A 16,839-nucleotide genomic window follows, 5' to 3' on the forward strand; every position below is an offset into this window, starting at 1 on the left:
CTTTAGTGTTAAGACATCAATAGATTTGGTACAAAAGTAATAATTTGTGGGAAAATCGTAATTAATACTAATGTTAAGAATATCGGTATTAAGAACGGCAATACACCTTTAGTCACAGTGGATACTGACATATTACCCACACGCGCCACCACAAACAGAGCCATACCCATTGGCGGTGTTAAGATACCGATCATCATATTCAAAGTAGTCATTACACCGAAGAATACTAAGTCGATATTAAATTGCATTGCGATTGGAATTAACATTGGTAAGACTAAGAATTGCAATGCTAATGCATCAATGAACATACCCAAGAAGAGCAAGAGCGCATTGATCATGACTAATACCATAAGTGGAGAATCAGCTACGGCAACGAATACATCTGCTATACGCATTGCAACTTGTTCACGTGCGATCATATCTCCGAAGAAGGTCACGGTCATAATCATTAATGCAACCACACCAGTAATTGCCATAGCTTCAATGCAGCTATTAAAGAGCATTTTCATGGTTAATTCTTTATAAACGAATTTACCAATGATTACGGAATAAGTCGCAGCAACAACGGCAGATTCTGTTGGGCTAAATAAGCCAGAGAAGATACCACCGATGATGAGTAATGGGGTTAAAATTGCCCAGAATGCTTTTTTGAATGATGTGCAAAGTTCTTCACGAGTTGCTTTTGGTGTTCTTGGATAACCACGTTTTTTGGATACGTAGTAGTTCATGATCATCAAAGCAATCGTAACGAGTACGCCTGGTACAAAACCTGCAACGAAGAGTTTCGCAATGGATTCGTTGGCGATTACACCGTAAATAATCATGGCGATACTTGGTGGAACTAATGGACCAATGATACAAGATGCTGCTGTGATACCACCACAAATATCATCATCATAACCTGCATCGCGCATAGCCTTGATTTCTAACTGACCTAAGCCGCCCGCATCAGCAAGTGCAGAACCAGACATGCCTGAGAACAATAAACTTGCGCCAATATTTACATGACCCATACCACCAGTGTAGTGACCGAGTAAGGCTTTCGCGAAGTTAAAGATACGTTCTGTGATACCTCCAGTATTCATTAAAATACCCGTTAGGATATAGAACGGCACAGCAAGTAATGAGAAACTGTCTAAACTCATAGTCAGTTTTTCAGCCGCTGCGTTTACTACGTTCCATCGGGTCATTGAGAAATAAAGTAATGTGGTGATAAATAATGACCAACCTACTGGCACGCCGAGGAACATAATAACCAGCCAGAATATTAGGGCAACGTATACTGCGTTTGAGCCAAACTTCACATATTCTGTAATGCGTAATACTTTGTACCACTCTGGGAACGTAAATAAAATGCCTAATAAAATGACCGCACTTACAATAAAGAAGGTTGCAGGTAAATAGCTTTTATCTTCTTTAAAATTGTCCGCTTGTGCTTGGAAAAAACGCACTAACATTAGAATAGAAATGATCGGTAAAGAAGCGTAAATCCATTTTTCTGAAATTCCACCTAATGCATCAATCGGAAAACTAGAACCTAGGAAAGTTTTGATACCAAAATGAATAAAGAAAATAATACCAAGGAAAATCACTAACTGTACAAAAGAGTTTGCGACTTTTTTAACTGAAGGTGGCATCAAATTGGTTAAGAAATCAATGTAAACGTGTTCTTGTTTGCGAATTGCCACGCTAATACCGAGCATTCCTACATAAACAAACAATAGTTTAGCGAGTTCTTCACTCCAAATTAACGGCGAGTGGAAAGCTTGACGGAATAGAATTTGGGCTACAAGAATACCGAAGATCACAAGGAACAGTGCGCCACCAATCCATTCTTCAAGTTTGTTAAAAAATTTCATACTTCACTCCGAGAGATTGTGGAGAACGAAAATGAGTGCGCCAACCAAATTGCTGGCGCACGTGATAGAGATTATTTAATAGCTTGGATTTCTTTTAATGCTTTTTCACCTTTCTCACCAGTTTGTTTTACAAACTCAGCATAGAATGGTTTCATCGCATCTTTGAATGGCGTTAAATCAGGACGAGTTACTTTCACCCCTTGTTTTTCAAAGAATGTCACTAAATCTTTTTCGCCATCTACGAATAATTTAGTATGGTATTTTGCTGCATTTTCAGCGGCGTCTTTGACTACTTTTTGAAGATCTTCAGGTAATTCTTTATAAGTTTCGTTACTCACTAAATAAAGTTGGTCATTCAAAATGTGGTTAGTCATCGCTAAGAATTTTTGCACTTCATAGAATTTTTGTGCTTGTACTGTTGCTAATGGATTTTCTTGACCATCTACAGAGTTAGTTTGAAGTGCAAGATATACTTCAGAGAATGCCATAGGTGTTGGAGATGCGCCTACATATTTTGCATAAGCTAAGTTAGTTGCCGCATTTGGTACACGAAGTTTTAAACCTTTCATATCTGCAATGCTGTTGATTGCTCTATTTGAAGTTGTTTGGCGAGTACCATTATAAGCTTGTGATAATAAGGTTAAGCCTAATTCTTTATTCATTTTTTGAACTAAATCTTTACCAAATGCAGTTTCTTTTAATGCTTTTTGTGCAACATTGTAGTCGGTGATGACATAGGGTAATGCGAACACTGCTGCTTCAGGATAGAATAATTGGAAACGAGCTGATTCAGCAAAAGTGAAGTCAAGAGAACCGTCTTTTAATTGTTTTAACATTGCACGGTCATCACCAAGTTGTGAACTTGGATAAAGTGAAACTTCAATTTTACCATGTGATTTTTCTTTTACTTCTTTTGCAAACATTTCTGCTGCTTTGTACTCATTAGATGAAGTACCCGCATTCATACCAAATTTTAAGTCATAATCTGCGGCAAAAACGGCTGAAGAAACGCCTAATGTGATAGCAGTTGCAAGGAAAAGTTTAGTAAATTTCATAATGTTCGCTCCTGTGTGAACCTATGTTGATATAAGCCATAATTGGCTTGGATTGAAAGTGAATGCTTGATGTTCTAGACATCAAAAAAACTACTCGGGCGCTATTCTAAAGTAAAAAAATACTTTTTGAACTGCTCTTTGAAGTTTTATTTCAAAATTGAGAGGTAGATCACATTTACAAAAAAATACTTCAAAAAAACTTTTAAAATGGAGTTATGTTTTTATATAATGCTGAGCACTGACGAAAATGCGGGCTCAGTTATATTTTTGAGGATGATTGAGTCTAAATAATGCTAACGCCTAGATGGCTTGTAATAAAGCATTTAAGCATTATCGGCCTCAATATATTTAGGAGTGATATTATGTCGAAATTATCTTATCAAGATGTGCTTTCTCAAATTCAATATGGTCTCATTGCTTCTTGCCAACCTGTTGATGATGGCCCAATGGATAAACCAGAAATTGTTTCTGCTATGGCCCAAGCTTCTGTTGCTGGTGGCGCATCAGGTTTACGTATTGAAGGTGTAGATAACCTTAAAGCGACACGTCCTTTCGTAAACATTCCAATTATCGGTATTGTAAAACGTGACTTACCTGATAGTCCGATTCGTATTACGCCATTCCTGCAAGATATTGAAGATCTTGCCAATGCTGGGGCAGATATTATTGCGGTAGATGGCACTAGCCGTCCTCGTCCAGTTGATATTGAAAGTGCGGTGAAAAAAATCCATGAAATGGGCTGTTTGGCCATGGCAGATTGTTCTAATTTAGAAGAAGGCTTGTATTGTCAAAAACTCGGTTTTGATATTGTGGGCAGCACAATGTCCGGTTATACAGGTGGTCCAGTACCCGAAGAACCTGATTATCAATTAGTGAAAGATTTAAAGGCAGCGGGCTGTTTTGTGATGGCAGAAGGTCGCTATAACACCCCTGAATTGGCAAAAGTAGCCATTGAAATTGGCGCAGATTGCGTCACTGTTGGTTCAGCCTTAACTCGCCTTGAGCATATCGTGAGTTGGTTTGCTAATTCTGTAAAATCAGCAAGATAGTCGTAAGACGTGTGAGAAAATACTTCATACTATAAGGATAAGTTATGCGTTGTTTAGCTCTAGACATTGGCGGTACAAAAATCGCAGCGGCTATCGTAAAAAATGGCGAAGTTGAACAACGCCAACAAATTCATACACCGCGTGAAAATGTGGTAGAAGGAATGCATCAAGCATTAGAACAACTTCTTACTCATTATGCGGGTCAATTTGATTATGTGGCGGTGGCTTCAACCGGTATTATAAATGACGGTGTTTTAACCGCACTTAATCCTAAAAATTTAGGTGGTTTGAATCAATTTCCACTAAAAGAAAGTATTGCTAAACACACGGATAAACCAATTGGCTTATTAAATGATGCGCAAGCCGCAACCTATGCGGAATACCAACTTCAAGATTCAGAAAAAGTATCAAACTTTGTTTTTATTACTGTTTCAACTGGCGTGGGTGGCGGTGTCATATTAAACCAACAATTACAAACTGGTCCAAAGGGAATCGCGGGACATATCGGGCATACATTAGCGGATCCTAATGGCCCAATGTGTGGTTGTGGTCGTCGTGGTTGTGTAGAAGCAGTTGCTGCGGGTCGTGCTATTGAAGCGGTATCTTCCCAATGGGACGATCCTTGTGAGCCAAGAGAAGTTTTTGAACGTTTTAGAAAAAATGATGAAAAAGCTACCGCACTTATAGAACGTTCAGCCCAAGCCATTGCCAATTTAGTGGCAGATTTAGTGATTGGGTTGGATGTTCAAAAAGTTGTTGTAGGTGGTAGTGTAGGGTTGGCTGAAGGTTATTTACCATTAGTCAAACGTTTCTTACAGGATATGCCTGCTGTATATAGCTGTGACATTGAATCTGCTAAATTTGGTCAAGATGCTGGATTAGTGGGCGCAGCTTATTGGGTGAAAGATGTTCTGCTTGATAAACCAAAAGGAACCATTTATGGCTAAATCCGGAAATGTGTTAAACACCATTAGTTCGCTTTACCACAGCCTAACCAAATCAGAGAAAAAAATTGCCGATACGATTTTGCGTTCGCCTGATTTGGTGTCCCAATGCCCCCTTTCAGAAATCGCTAAGCATTTGGAAGTTGGAGAAGCTACGCTCGTCCGTTTTTGTCGAACCATTGGTTTTAAAGGTTTCAGCGATTTTAAATTAGAACTCTCCATTGAGCTTGCTACGAAAGATAACAATGATGAAACTGTGCTCGAAACAGAAATTATGCCGAGCGATGATTCTTTAACGATTGCACAAAAGTTGCAAGCGGCAGTTTCTAATGTAATGGAAGAAACGGTTAATTTATTAGATTTAAAACAGCTTGAACAAGTGGTTAAAGCCATTAAAAAAGCACGTCGTATCTTTTTATTCGGCGTGGGATCATCTGGTGTGACAGCTGAAGATGCAAAAAATAAGTTGATGCGTATCGGTTTCCAAGTGGATGCAACAGGTAATAATCATTTTATGTATATGCAGGCGGCATTACTTACGTCTTCTGATGTGGCAATTGGTTTAAGTCATTCAGGATATTCCGCAGAAACAGCGCACACACTCAAAATTGCTAAACAAAATGGTGCAACGACAGTGGCATTAACTCACAGTTTGCGTTCCCCCGTTACAGAATATGCTGATTATGTTTTGGTAAATGGTAATAAACAAGGGAAGCTACAAGGTGACTCCATTGGTACCAAAATTGCACAGCTTTTTGTATTAGATTTAATTTATGCTTTGTTAGTGCAGGGCGAAGAAGAACTTGCTGCTCAAACCAAGCAAAAAACTCTCAATGTGATTCTTGAACAACGTATAAAATAGGAGAAAACTTATGCGTGATTTAAAAGGTATTTTCAGTGCATTATTAGTGTCATTTAATGAAGATGGCACAATTAATGAAAAAGGTTTACGTCAAATTATCCGCCATAATATCGACAAAATGAAAGTTGATGGTTTATATGTGGGTGGTTCAACAGGCGAAAACTTTATGCTTTCAACTGAAGAGAAAAAAGAAATCTTCCGTATTGCAAAAGATGAAGCAAAAGATCAAATCGCGCTAATTGCTCAAGTGGGTAGCGTAAACTTAAAAGAAGCAGTTGAATTAGGTAAATATGCAACAGAATTAGGCTACGATAGCTTATCTGCAGTTACTCCGTTCTACTATAAATTTAGTTTTCCTGAAATCAAGCATTATTATGACACCATTATTGCAGAAACGGGCAATAATATGATCGTGTATTCTATTCCGTTCTTAACTGGCGTGAATATGGGAATTGAACAATTTGGTGAACTTTACAAAAACCCGAAAGTATTAGGGGTAAAATTCACAGCAGGTGATTTCTATTTATTAGAACGTTTGAAAAAAGCTTATCCAAACCACTTAATTTGGGCAGGTTTCGATGAAATGATGTTACCTGCGGCCGCACTTGGTGTGAATGGTGCAATTGGTTCAACTTTCAACGTAAACGGCGTTCGTGCTCGTCAAATTTTTGAATTAACCAAAGCGGGTAAATTAGCCGAAGCGTTAGAAATTCAACATGTAACCAACGATTTAATCGAAGGTATTTTAGCAAACGGTTTATATTTAACCATCAAAGAATTGCTTAAATTAGAAGGTGTGGATGCGGGTTATTGCCGTGAGCCAATGACAGCAAAAGCAACAGATGCTCAGCTTGCTAAAGCAAAAGAGTTGAAAGCGAAATTTTTATAATTAATGGAATATCGTGAGAACCTAGGGGAGTGATTTCCCTAGGTTACTCATAATTTATCCCTTTTGGGGTAGCAATTCTCGTTTCCTGCTTCTCAGTTTTTCTATTTCGTAGTGGGGAACCATTATGTTTAACCGTTGGTTTGTTTATCCACGGTATTGAAAATAAAGGAAGTATAGTATGCGTCTTATTCCTCTACACAACGAACAACAGGTGAGTCGTTGGGCTGCACGCCATATTGTTGATCGTATCAATCATTTTAATCCTACGGCTGAACGCCCTTTTGTTCTCGGTTTACCAACTGGTGGTACGCCATTAAAAACTTACCAAGAATTAATCGCACTTTGTAAAGCGGGAGAGGTGAGCTTTAAGCATGTGGTAACATTCAATATGGACGAATATGTGGGTTTACCAGAGGAACATCCTGAAAGTTATCATAGTTTTATGTATAACAATTTTTTCAATCATATCGATATTCAGCCAGAAAATATCAATATTCTTAATGGCAACACGGATGATCATGATGCGGAATGTCGCCGTTATGAAGAAAAAATTAAATCTTACGGAAAAATTAATTTATTTATGGGCGGAGTAGGTAATGATGGTCATATCGCCTTTAATGAGCCAGCGTCATCATTAAGTTCCCGTACTCGTATTAAAACGTTAACTCAAGACACACTGATCGCAAATTCACGCTTCTTTGATAATGATGTGAATAAAGTGCCTAAATATGCTTTAACTATTGGCGTAGGCACATTATTAGATGCCGAAGAAGTGATGATCCTTGCGACAGGCCATCATAAGGCACTTGCAGTTCAAGCTGCTGTAGAAGGTGGTGTGAACCATATGTGGACAGTGAGTGCACTTCAGCTACATCGCCATTTTGTGTTAGTTTGTGATGAACCTGCTCAACAAGAATTGAAAGTAAAAACTGTTAAATATTTTACTGAATTAGAACAACGCGCCATTCATAGCGTGTTATAAGATCCTACCGCTCAAAAGAGCGGTAATTTTTCTGATTATTTTATTTAAGGACAAAAAATGAGATATGCATTAACGAATTGTGTGATTTACACAAAATATGATGTTTTACGTGATTTTGCTGTAATTATTAACGGTGAAATTATTGAAGCGGTAGTTCCACAAGCTGAATTAGAAACAGGTATCAAAACCATTGATTTACAAGGTAATAATTTAACGGCTGGTTTTATTGATCTTCAATTAAATGGTTGTGGTGGTGTGATGTTTAACGACCAAACTAGCGTTGAAACCTTGGAAATTATGCAGGAAACTAACTTGAAATCAGGTTGTACAAGTTTCCTTCCTACTTTTATCACGGCACCAGATGAAAACATAAAAAGTGCGGTGAAAATTATGCGTGAATATCTAAATAAGCATAAAAACCAAGCACTTGGTTTACACATTGAAGGGCCGTTTATCAGTGTTGAGAAAAAAGGTGTACACCGTCCTGAATATATTCGTGAAATTACGCCTGAAATGAAGGATTTCCTCTGTGAAAATGGTGATGTTATTACAAAAATTACCATTGCCGCAGAAAACCCAACCATTAACTATACACCTGATTTTGTGAAAGCTGGCATTATTGTATCTGTAGGGCATTCCAATGCAAGCTATGAAGTCGCTAAAGCTGCATTCCACAAAGGCGCAACTTTTGCGACTCACTTGCATAATGCAATGTCGCCAATTAGTTCTGGTCGTGCTATGGGCGTAGTAGGTGCGGTACTAGATTCTGATGTTTACACCGGTATTATCGTGGATGGTGTGCATATCAATTACGGCAATGTTCGCATTGATAAAAAAATCAAAGGTGACAAACTTTGTATTGTGACTGACTCTCTCGCTGCAGCAGGTGCCCCACCTGAATTGGAAACCTTCACCTTCGTAGGAAAAACTATTTATATCCGAGATGGTCGCTGTTTTGATGCAAATGGTACGATCGCTGGTGCATCAATTACCATGATCGAGTCTATTAAAAATGCAGTGGAGTTTGTAGAAATTCCGCTTGCTGAAGCAATTCGAATGAGTAACCTTTATCCAGCACGAGCAATTGGTGTGGATGATCGTTTAGGTTCGGTAGAAAAAGGAAAAATCGCGAATTTAGCCGTGTTTACGTCAGATTATAAAGTGACAGCAACCGTGCTCAATGGTGAATGGAAACCTAATTGATTTAAAGTGCGGTAAATTTTCCTGATTTTTTATAGCCCAGCCAATCGGTTGGGTTATTTTTTGCTTTACTACTTTAATAAGAATAATTTTCATCTATAATATAAAAACCAAGTTAATTACTAGGAGATAGATATGGCAAAAGATGAAGTAGGGCATAATTTTCTTGCACGTTTAGGTAAAACTCGTTTGCGTCCAGGCGGTAAAAAAGCGACAGATTGGTTAATAGCCAATGGCGATTTTAGCCAAGATAAAAAAGTGTTAGAGGTTGCCTGTAATATGGGAACGACAGCAATTGGATTGGCGAAACAATTTGGTTGCCATATTGAAGGTGTTGATTTAGACGAACATGCATTAGAAAAAGCACAAGCAAATATCGAAGCAAATGGCTTGCAAGAAAAAATTCATGTGCAGCGAGCGAATGCGATGAAGTTGCCTTTCGAGGATGAAAGTTTTGATATTGTCATCAATGAAGCGATGCTCACAATGTTACCCGTGGAAGCTAAGAAAAAAGCCATTGCAGAATATTTTCGAGTGTTAAAACCCAATGGTTTATTGCTTACTCACGATGTTATGCTGGTGGGGAATGATCATCAAACGATTCTAGAAAATATGCGCAAAGCGATTAACGTGACGGTAACGCCATTAACGAAAGATGGATGGAAAGGAATATTCCAAGAAAGTGGCTTTAGAAATGTCGATACTTTCTCTGGTGAGATGACCTTACTTTCACCAAAAGGGATGATTTATGATGAGGGTCTTCTTGGGACGTTAAAAATCATCCGTAATGCCATGAAAGCGGAAAATCGTGAGCAATTTAAAAGAATGTTCAAAACCTTTAATGATCCTGAACATAAATTACATTTTATTGCTGTATGTAGCCAAAAATAATATAAAAAAATGAACCGCACTTTTATGTGCGGTTCATTTTTTTCTTACGACAATTTTTTCAATAGAATTTTTTAGATTTATTTTGAATAATCCCTTGCACCAAAAATCGCAGTACCAATACGTACCATAGTAGAGCCGCATTTTATTGCGCTCGGCATATCATCCGTCATTCCCATAGAAAGTGTATCAATTTGTTGATTGGGTAAGGCTTGTTTAAGTTGTTCAAATAGGTCTGACATTTTTTTGAACACAGCTTCTTGTTTTGCGATTTTATCGGTCGGCTCGGGTATTGCCATTAAGCCACGTAAGCGTAAGTGCGGTAAATTTTCGATGTGTTTTGCCAGTGTTAACATTTCCTCAGGTTGAATACCTGATTTACTTTCTTCATCACTGATATTAACCTGAATCAAGACATTCAACGGTGCCTTATTCGTCGGTCGTTGTTCATTTAAACGCTCTGCAATTTTTGCTCGATCAAGTGTTTGCATCCAATCAAAATGTTCTGCAACGAGACGTGTTTTATTCGATTGTAATGGACCGATGAAATGCCATTCAAGGTTAATACCTTGAGACTCAAAATATTGGATCTTTTCTACACCTTCTTGCACATAATTTTCACCAAAAGCCCTTTGTCCAGCCCGATAAGCTGAAAGAATCGCGGAAATAGGTTTGGTCTTAGATACGGCAAGTAATTTTACGGTATTTTGATTGCGTTTAGCTTCTTCGCAAGCCGTTTCAATTTTTTGATGAATTAGGTTGAGATTATGTTGAATATCCATAGGTTCTCCTTTATAAAAGTGCGGTTAGTTTACACGAAATTTATTTACTGAGAAAATTTCTGAAAAATTTGTTACTTTCTGTTTGACAAGCTCGGGAAATTTCGGTATTTCTTTACGCATTCGTTTTTCAAGATAAAACACAATGAAAAATAACCGCACTTTATCCGTAATCATTAGCACGATTACCACCATTATGATGACCATTACTATGATTAATGGCGCGGGTTAGTGCACCAAAAAACAGGATACAGAAAACCCGCGATTCAACTGAATAGCGGGTTTTTTTATAAATTTAAAAACACAATATCTCTAGGAGAACCAATCATGCGCGTACTTAAATTTGGCGGCACTTCGCTTGCAAATCCGGAACGTTTTTCCCAAGCAGCGAAATTGATCGAGCAAGCTCATTTAGAAGAGCAGGCTGCAGGTGTTTTATCAGCACCAGCAAAAATAACTAATCATCTCGTCGCCCTTTCTGAAAAAGCTGCATTAAATCAACCAATCGATACGCATTTCAACGAAGCAATCGAAATTTTCTATAACATCATCAATGGCTTACATGCCGAAAATAATCAATTCGACTTAAATAGCACCAAAGCGCTTATTGATGCTGAATTTGCTCAAATTAAAGGATTATTAGAAGAAATTCGTCAGGCAGGAAAAGTAGAAGATGCAGTTAAAGCGACGATTGATTGCCGTGGTGAAAAACTTTCTATCGCAATGATGAAAGCTTGGTTTGAAGCGCGTGGCTATAGCGTATATATTGTGGATCCGGTCAAACAATTATTAGCAAAAGGCGGTTATCTTGAGTCTTCAGTTGAAATTGAAGAATCAACAAAACGTGTTGATGCAGCAAGTATCGCAAAAGATAAAGTGGTGCTTATGGCAGGCTTTACTGCGGGTAACGAAAAAGGTGAGTTGGTGCTGCTCGGTCGTAATGGCTCAGATTATTCTGCAGCCTGTTTAGCCGCTTGTTTAGGCGCAAGTGTATGCGAAATTTGGACCGATGTGGATGGCGTTTATACTTGTGATCCGCGTTTAGTGCCTGATGCACGTTTATTACCAACTCTTTCTTATCGTGAAGCGATGGAACTTTCTTATTTCGGTGCAAAAGTGATTCATCCTCGTACGATTGGCCCATTGTTGCCACAAAATATTCCTTGTGTCATTAAAAATACAGGAAATCCTTCTGCACCAGGTTCGATTATTGATGGCAATGTGAAATCAGAAAGTTTACAAGTCAAAGGTATCACTAACTTAGATAACTTGGCGATGTTTAATGTATCAGGCCCTGGTATGCAAGGCATGGTAGGCATGGCATCTCGCGTATTTTCAGCTATGTCAGGTGCAGGCATTTCAGTCATTTTAATTACCCAGTCTTCGTCTGAATATAGTATTAGCTTCTGCGTGCCAGTGAAATCTGCAGAAGTCGCGAAAACCGTACTAGAAACTGAGTTTGCTAATGAATTAAATGAACATCAATTAGAACCAATTGAAGTGATTAAAGATTTATCCATTATTTCTGTTGTGGGCGATGGAATGAAGCAAGCGAAAGGCATTGCTGCTCGTTTCTTCTCTGCGTTAGCACAGGCAAATATTAGCATTGTGGCGATTGCACAAGGTTCTAGTGAACGTTCAATTTCTGCGGTTGTGCCACAAAATAAAGCAATTGAAGCAGTGAAAGCTACTCATCAGGCGCTTTTCAATAATAAAAAAGTAGTGGATATGTTTTTAGTGGGCGTTGGTGGAGTAGGCGGAGAATTAATTGAGCAGGTAAAGCGCCAAAAGGAGTATCTAGCAAAGAAGAATGTTGAAATCCGAGTTTGTGCTATTGCGAATTCCAACCGTATGTTGCTCGATGAAAATGGATTATGTTTAGACGATTGGAAAACCGATTTAGAAAATGCAACTCAGCCATCAGATTTTGATGTATTGCTTTCTTTCATTAAATTACATCATGTGGTGAATCCAGTATTTGTAGATTGTACCTCAGCCGAATCTGTAGCGGGGCTTTATGCTCGTGCGTTAAAAGAAGGTTTCCATGTAGTCACGCCAAATAAAAAAGCGAATACACGAGAATTAGCTTATTACAATGAGTTACGCCAAAACGCTCAAGCAAGCCAACATAAATTCTTATATGAAACGAATGTGGGCGCTGGTTTACCAGTAATTGAAAATCTTCAAAACTTACTTGCTGCGGGTGATGAACTTGAATATTTTGAAGGCATTTTATCTGGCTCCCTTTCCTTTATTTTTGGTAAATTAGAAGAGGGACTTTCTCTTTCAGAAGTCACCGCACTTGCTCGAGAAAAAGGCTTTACTGAGCCTGATCCTCGAGATGACCTTTCTGGACAAGATGTAGCGCGCAAATTATTAATTCTTGCTCGTGAAGCAGGAATTGAGCTTGAACTTTCTGATGTTGAAGTTGAAGGTGTATTGCCGAAAGGCTTCTCTGAAGGAAAATCTGCAGATGAATTTATGGCAATGTTGCCACAGCTTGATGAAGAGTTTAAAGCTCGTGTTTCCACCGCTAAAGCTGAAAGCAAAGTATTGCGTTATGTTGGAAAAATTTGTGAAGGTAAATGTAAAGTATCTATTGTTGCAGTCGATCAGAATAACCCGCTTTATAAAGTGAAAGATGGTGAAAATGCTTTGGCATTTTATACTCGTTATTACCAACCTATCCCACTTTTATTACGTGGTTATGGCGCAGGCAATGCGGTTACTGCGGCAGGTATCTTTGCAGATATTTTAAGAACATTACAACATTAATAAGGATTCCCATGTTAAGAATTTACGCCCCTGCATCTAGCGCGAATATTAGCGTAGGTTTCGATACTTTAGGCGCCGCGATCTCTCCTATTGATGGTTCTCTGTTAGGTGATGTGGTTCAAATAGAATCTATTTCAAGTGGTTTTGAGTTAGAAAGTGCGGGCTATTTTGTTCGCAAATTACCGAAAGAACCACAAAAAAATATTGTTTACCAAGCTTATGTGCTATTTAGCGAGCAATTAAAATTACGCGGAGGAAATGTGAAGCCTTTGCGTTTAACGCTCGAAAAAAATATGCCTATAGGCTCTGGTTTAGGCTCTAGTGCTTGTTCTATTGTTGCTGCATTAGTAGCATTAAATCAGTTTCATAATGAACCTTTTTCGAAAATGGAATTGCTTGAAATGATGGGCGAATTGGAAGGGCGTATTTCTGGTTCTATCCATTATGATAATGTCGCACCTTGCTATCTTGGCGGTGTGCAATTTATGGTGCAATCGCTCGGCAATATTTGTCAAAAATTGCCATTTTTTGATAATTGGTATTGGGTGTTAGCATATCCGGGAATTGAAGTTTCTACTGCTGAAGCTCGAGCAATTTTACCGAAAAGCTATACTCGACAAGACGTGATTGCCCATGGTCGTCATTTAGGTGGCTTTGTGCATGCTTGCCATACCCATCAGGAAAACCTTGCGGCGATTATGATGAAAGATGTCATTGCCGAGCCTTATCGTGAATCTCTGCTACCTAATTTTGCTGAAGTAAAACAAGCTACACGCGATTTAGGTGCACTTGCCACAGGTATTTCAGGCTCAGGCCCAACAATTTTCTCTATTGCCCCAGATTTACAAACTGCAATTAAACTTTCAACTTATTTAGAGAATCATTATTTACAAAATAATGAAGGTTTTGTGCATGTATGTAAGGTCGATAACGAAGGCGCAAGAGAAATTAAATTAATTTAAATAGATAAAATCAGATAAAAACGGATTAAATATGAATTTATACAATATCAAACATCCCGAAGAACAAGTCACTTTTTCTCAGGCTGTTCGGCAAGGGCTTGGTCGGGATCAAGGTTTATTCTTTCCTGAAGTTATTCCTCAACTTAATAACATTGATGAATTACTTGAATTACCTCTTATTGAGCGTAGCCAAAAAATTCTAGGTGCATTAATTGGTGAAGAATTACCGAAAGCAACGTTAGATGAGATGGTGAAAAATGCGTTTACTTTCACCGCACAGTTAGAAAAAGTTGAAGATAATATTTATGCACTTGAATTATTTCATGGGCCTACATTGGCATTTAAAGACTTTGGGGGCCGTTTTATGGCTCAGGCGCTTGCAGCAGTTCGTGGTGATGGCAAAATTACTATTTTAACGGCAACGTCTGGCGATACTGGGGCTGCTGTAGCACATGCGTTTTATGGATTAGAAAATATTAATGTAGTTATCCTTTATCCAAAAGGTAAAATCAGTCCATTGCAAGAAAAGCTATTCTGTACTTTAGGTGGGAATATTCGTACAGTTGCGATTAACGCTGATTTCGATGCATGTCAGGCTTTAGTTAAGCAAGCCTTTGATGATGTTGAATTGCGCCAAGCTATCGGGCTTAATTCTGCAAATTCTATTAATATTAGTCGCCTATTAGCTCAAGTTTGTTATTACTTTGAGGCTGTCGCACAATTGCCAAAAGAAAAACGTGATAATGTTGTGGTTTCTGTGCCAAGTGGTAATTTTGGTAACTTAACTGCGGGGTTAATTGCAAAAACTTTAGGCTTGCCAATAAAACGCTTTGTCGCCTCAACAAACGCAAATGATACGGTGCCACGTTATTTGAAATCGGGTAATTGGGATCCTAAAACGACAGTTGCAACCCTTTCTAATGCAATGGATGTAAGTCGCCCAAATAACTGGCCAAGAGTGGAAGAACTGTTTAAACGAAATGGTTGGGATTTAACTGATTTAGGTTCGGGAATGCTAAGTGATAGCGAAACAGAAGATACCTTAAAAGCGATGCAGGCAAAAGGTTATTTATGTGAACCGCACGGAGCGATTGCTTATCAGGTGTTGAAAGATCAACTTAAAGCGGGTGAGACAGGAATCTTCCTATGTACAGCACATCCAGCAAAATTTAAAGAATCCGTAGAACGTATTCTTGGTATTCAGTTACCATTGCCAGAAGCTCTAGATAAACATAATCAGCTGCCATTGCTTTCTGATGAAATGGATAATGATTTTGCACAACTACGGGCTTACTTATTGAAGTAATAAAGTGCGGTAAATTTTTATTGTATTTTGATGGCGCTTGATTTTCAGGCGCTATTTTATTTTAGAAAATATACGTAGCAATAAAATATATTAATTATTTTAGATTGGATAGAGAGAATAGCTATTTTTCAATAAGCCAGTAATTTGAAAAGTAGTACTATATTTAGGCAATAAAAAACACCTTTCGGTGCTTACTTTATTTTTAAGTGGTGGGTCGTGAAGGATTCGAACCTTCGACCAACGGATTAAAAGTCCGCTGCTCTACCGACTGAGCTAACGACCCAATTAGATGATTTTAAAGTAAATTTTAAAATCTTTGAATTGGTGTTTAAATGGTGCCCGAAGCCAGACTTGAACTGGCACGCCTCGAAAGGCGAGGGATTTTAAATCCCTTGTGTCTACCGATTCCACCACTCGGGCAAATTGGAGCGGGAAACGAGGCTCGAACTCGCGACCCCGACCTTGGCAAGGTCGTGCTCTACCAACTGAGCTATTCCCGCATTTATCATCAATCAGCATTGCTGTATGACAACGGGGCGTATTTTACGGTTTTATAGTCTTGTGTCAAATGAAAAAATAAAAAAAAACTTTGTTTGATTAAAAATAAGACAAAATAATAAAAGTACGGTAGAAAATACCGCGCTTTATCCAGAATTAGAGTTTTAGATCATCTAGTAGGCTACCTTTTGCTGCCTGTAAATATTGGATCATTGACCATACTGTTAAAATGGCTGCGATGTAAAGCAAGATTATAGCGGCAATTTCCATATAGTTATTGTAACGCCATAATAATCCTCCTAGGGCTAACATTTGTGCGGTTGTTTTCCATTTTCCCCACCAAGAAACAGCGACTTTACTACGTTCTCCGAGTTCAGCCATCCATTCACGTAATGCAGAAATAATAATTTCGCGAGAAATCATAATAATGGCAGGAATCGTAATCCAAAGAGAGTGTTGGTATTCAACGATGAGAACCAAGGCTGCGACAACCATTACTTTATCTGCAACAGGATCCAAAAAAGCGCCAAATCTTGTAGTTTGTTTCCATTTACGAGCCAAATAACCATCAAGCCAATCAGTAACACCGGCAATAAAGAATATGAATGTAGTAATAAAAGGAGAGGATCCGATAGGTAAATAAAATGCAATCACGAAAAACGGAATCAGGATTACGCGAAACATCGTTAGGAAAATAGGAATATTAAATTTCATAGAAATGAACCGCTCTTGGTGTTAGAGATACGCCTATTCTAAAGTATCTAAGACTATAAAAAAAGCCACATTATGTG

14 protein-coding genes, 3 tRNA genes and 1 other annotated feature are annotated in these 16,839 nt (G+C 38.3%); of the genes, 10 read left to right on the plus strand and 7 right to left on the minus strand.

The features are described 5' to 3' along the window. Nucleotides 1-8: 8 nt before the first annotated feature. Together DV417_RS07290 and DV417_RS07295 are read right to left on the minus strand one after the other, a co-directional pair. Complete coding sequence (locus DV417_RS07290) at nt 9-1,859, minus strand: TRAP transporter large permease subunit (RefSeq protein ID WP_118879237.1); 1,851 nt, start codon at nt 1,857-1,859, stop codon at nt 9-11. A gap of 71 nt (nt 1,860-1,930) precedes the next feature. Further along, a complete protein-coding gene (locus DV417_RS07295) occupies nt 1,931-2,917 on the minus strand; it encodes a sialic acid TRAP transporter substrate-binding protein SiaP (protein WP_118879238.1) in 987 nt (328 codons plus the stop codon). A 359-nt stretch (nt 2,918-3,276) separates the two neighbouring features. On the opposite strand from DV417_RS07295, the gene DV417_RS07300 reads away from it, so the two are divergent. The 7 genes from DV417_RS07300 to DV417_RS07330 all read left to right on the plus strand — a co-directional run bounded on the left by DV417_RS07300 (nt 3,277) and on the right by DV417_RS07330 (nt 9,731). Then, nucleotides 3,277-3,963 carry a putative N-acetylmannosamine-6-phosphate 2-epimerase gene (locus tag DV417_RS07300; RefSeq protein ID WP_118879239.1) on the plus strand — a complete coding sequence of 229 codons (687 nt, stop codon included), beginning with the start codon at nt 3,277-3,279 and terminating at the stop codon, nt 3,961-3,963. A gap of 44 nt (nt 3,964-4,007) precedes the next feature. Further along, entirely contained in the window at nt 4,008-4,910 is a 903-nt protein-coding gene (locus DV417_RS07305) for an N-acetylmannosamine kinase (protein WP_118879240.1), read from the plus strand. Next, nucleotides 4,903-5,769: a MurR/RpiR family transcriptional regulator gene (locus DV417_RS07310; protein ID WP_005625613.1), complete on the plus strand. Its 867-nt coding sequence runs from the start codon at nt 4,903-4,905 to the stop codon at nt 5,767-5,769. The genes DV417_RS07305 and DV417_RS07310 overlap by 8 nt, the downstream gene beginning before the upstream one ends. Nucleotides 5,770-5,779: 10 nt before the next feature. After that, the gene (gene nanA, locus DV417_RS07315) at nt 5,780-6,658 is read left to right on the plus strand and encodes an N-acetylneuraminate lyase (RefSeq protein ID WP_118879241.1); all 879 of its coding nucleotides are present in this window, start codon (nt 5,780-5,782) and stop codon (nt 6,656-6,658) included. Nucleotides 6,659-6,836: 178 nt separating this feature from the next. Then, entirely contained in the window at nt 6,837-7,640 is an 804-nt protein-coding gene (nagB, locus tag DV417_RS07320; RefSeq protein ID WP_009500377.1) for a glucosamine-6-phosphate deaminase, read from the plus strand. Between the two features lie 57 nt (nt 7,641-7,697). Further along, on the plus strand, nt 7,698-8,843 hold the full coding sequence (gene nagA / locus DV417_RS07325) for an N-acetylglucosamine-6-phosphate deacetylase (RefSeq protein WP_118879242.1): 1,146 nt from the start codon (nt 7,698-7,700) through the stop codon (nt 8,841-8,843). Nucleotides 8,844-8,975: 132 nt separating this feature from the next. Beyond that, entirely contained in the window at nt 8,976-9,731 is a 756-nt protein-coding gene (locus DV417_RS07330) for a class I SAM-dependent methyltransferase (RefSeq protein WP_118879243.1), read from the plus strand. 77 nt (nt 9,732-9,808) lie between these two features. Here DV417_RS07330 and DV417_RS07335 read toward each other — a convergent pair whose 3' ends face one another. Next, nucleotides 9,809-10,510, minus strand: a complete 702-nt coding sequence (locus DV417_RS07335; RefSeq protein ID WP_118879244.1) for a YggS family pyridoxal phosphate-dependent enzyme — start codon at nt 10,508-10,510, stop codon at nt 9,809-9,811. A 170-nt stretch (nt 10,511-10,680) separates the two neighbouring features. Continuing rightward, nucleotides 10,681-10,799: a sequence feature (Thr leader region), on the plus strand. Nucleotides 10,800-10,834: 35 nt separating this feature from the next. On the opposite strand from DV417_RS07335, the gene thrA reads away from it, so the two are divergent. Genes thrA through thrC form a run of 3 tightly spaced genes read left to right on the plus strand, consistent with a single transcriptional unit; the run spans nt 10,835 to nt 15,550 of the window. Beyond that, the gene (thrA, locus tag DV417_RS07340) at nt 10,835-13,282 is read left to right on the plus strand and encodes a bifunctional aspartate kinase/homoserine dehydrogenase I (protein WP_118879245.1); all 2,448 of its coding nucleotides are present in this window, start codon (nt 10,835-10,837) and stop codon (nt 13,280-13,282) included. 11 nt (nt 13,283-13,293) lie between these two features. Next, a complete protein-coding gene (gene thrB / locus DV417_RS07345; RefSeq protein ID WP_118879246.1) occupies nt 13,294-14,244 on the plus strand; it encodes a homoserine kinase in 951 nt (316 codons plus the stop codon). A 31-nt stretch (nt 14,245-14,275) separates the two neighbouring features. Next, nucleotides 14,276-15,550, plus strand: coding sequence for a threonine synthase (gene thrC / locus DV417_RS07350; protein ID WP_118879247.1), 1,275 nt, complete (start codon nt 14,276-14,278; stop codon nt 15,548-15,550). Nucleotides 15,551-15,757: 207 nt separating this feature from the next. On the opposite strand, the gene DV417_RS07355 is transcribed toward thrC, so the two are convergent. The 4 genes from DV417_RS07355 to pgsA all read right to left on the minus strand — a co-directional run bounded on the left by DV417_RS07355 (nt 15,758) and on the right by pgsA (nt 16,762). After that, nucleotides 15,758-15,833, minus strand: a tRNA-Lys gene (locus tag DV417_RS07355). Nucleotides 15,834-15,883: 50 nt separating this feature from the next. Next, nucleotides 15,884-15,970: transfer RNA gene (locus DV417_RS07360), tRNA-Leu, on the minus strand. 4 nt (nt 15,971-15,974) lie between these two features. Then, nucleotides 15,975-16,050, minus strand: a tRNA-Gly gene (locus tag DV417_RS07365). Between the two features lie 154 nt (nt 16,051-16,204). Next, nucleotides 16,205-16,762 carry a CDP-diacylglycerol--glycerol-3-phosphate 3-phosphatidyltransferase gene (gene pgsA, locus DV417_RS07370; protein WP_118879248.1) on the minus strand — a complete coding sequence of 186 codons (558 nt, stop codon included), beginning with the start codon at nt 16,760-16,762 and terminating at the stop codon, nt 16,205-16,207. Between the last annotated feature and the right edge of the window lie 77 nt (nt 16,763-16,839).

Source organism: Haemophilus haemolyticus (assembly GCF_003490935.1).
Taxonomy (GTDB): domain Bacteria; phylum Pseudomonadota; class Gammaproteobacteria; order Enterobacterales; family Pasteurellaceae; genus Haemophilus; species Haemophilus haemolyticus_M.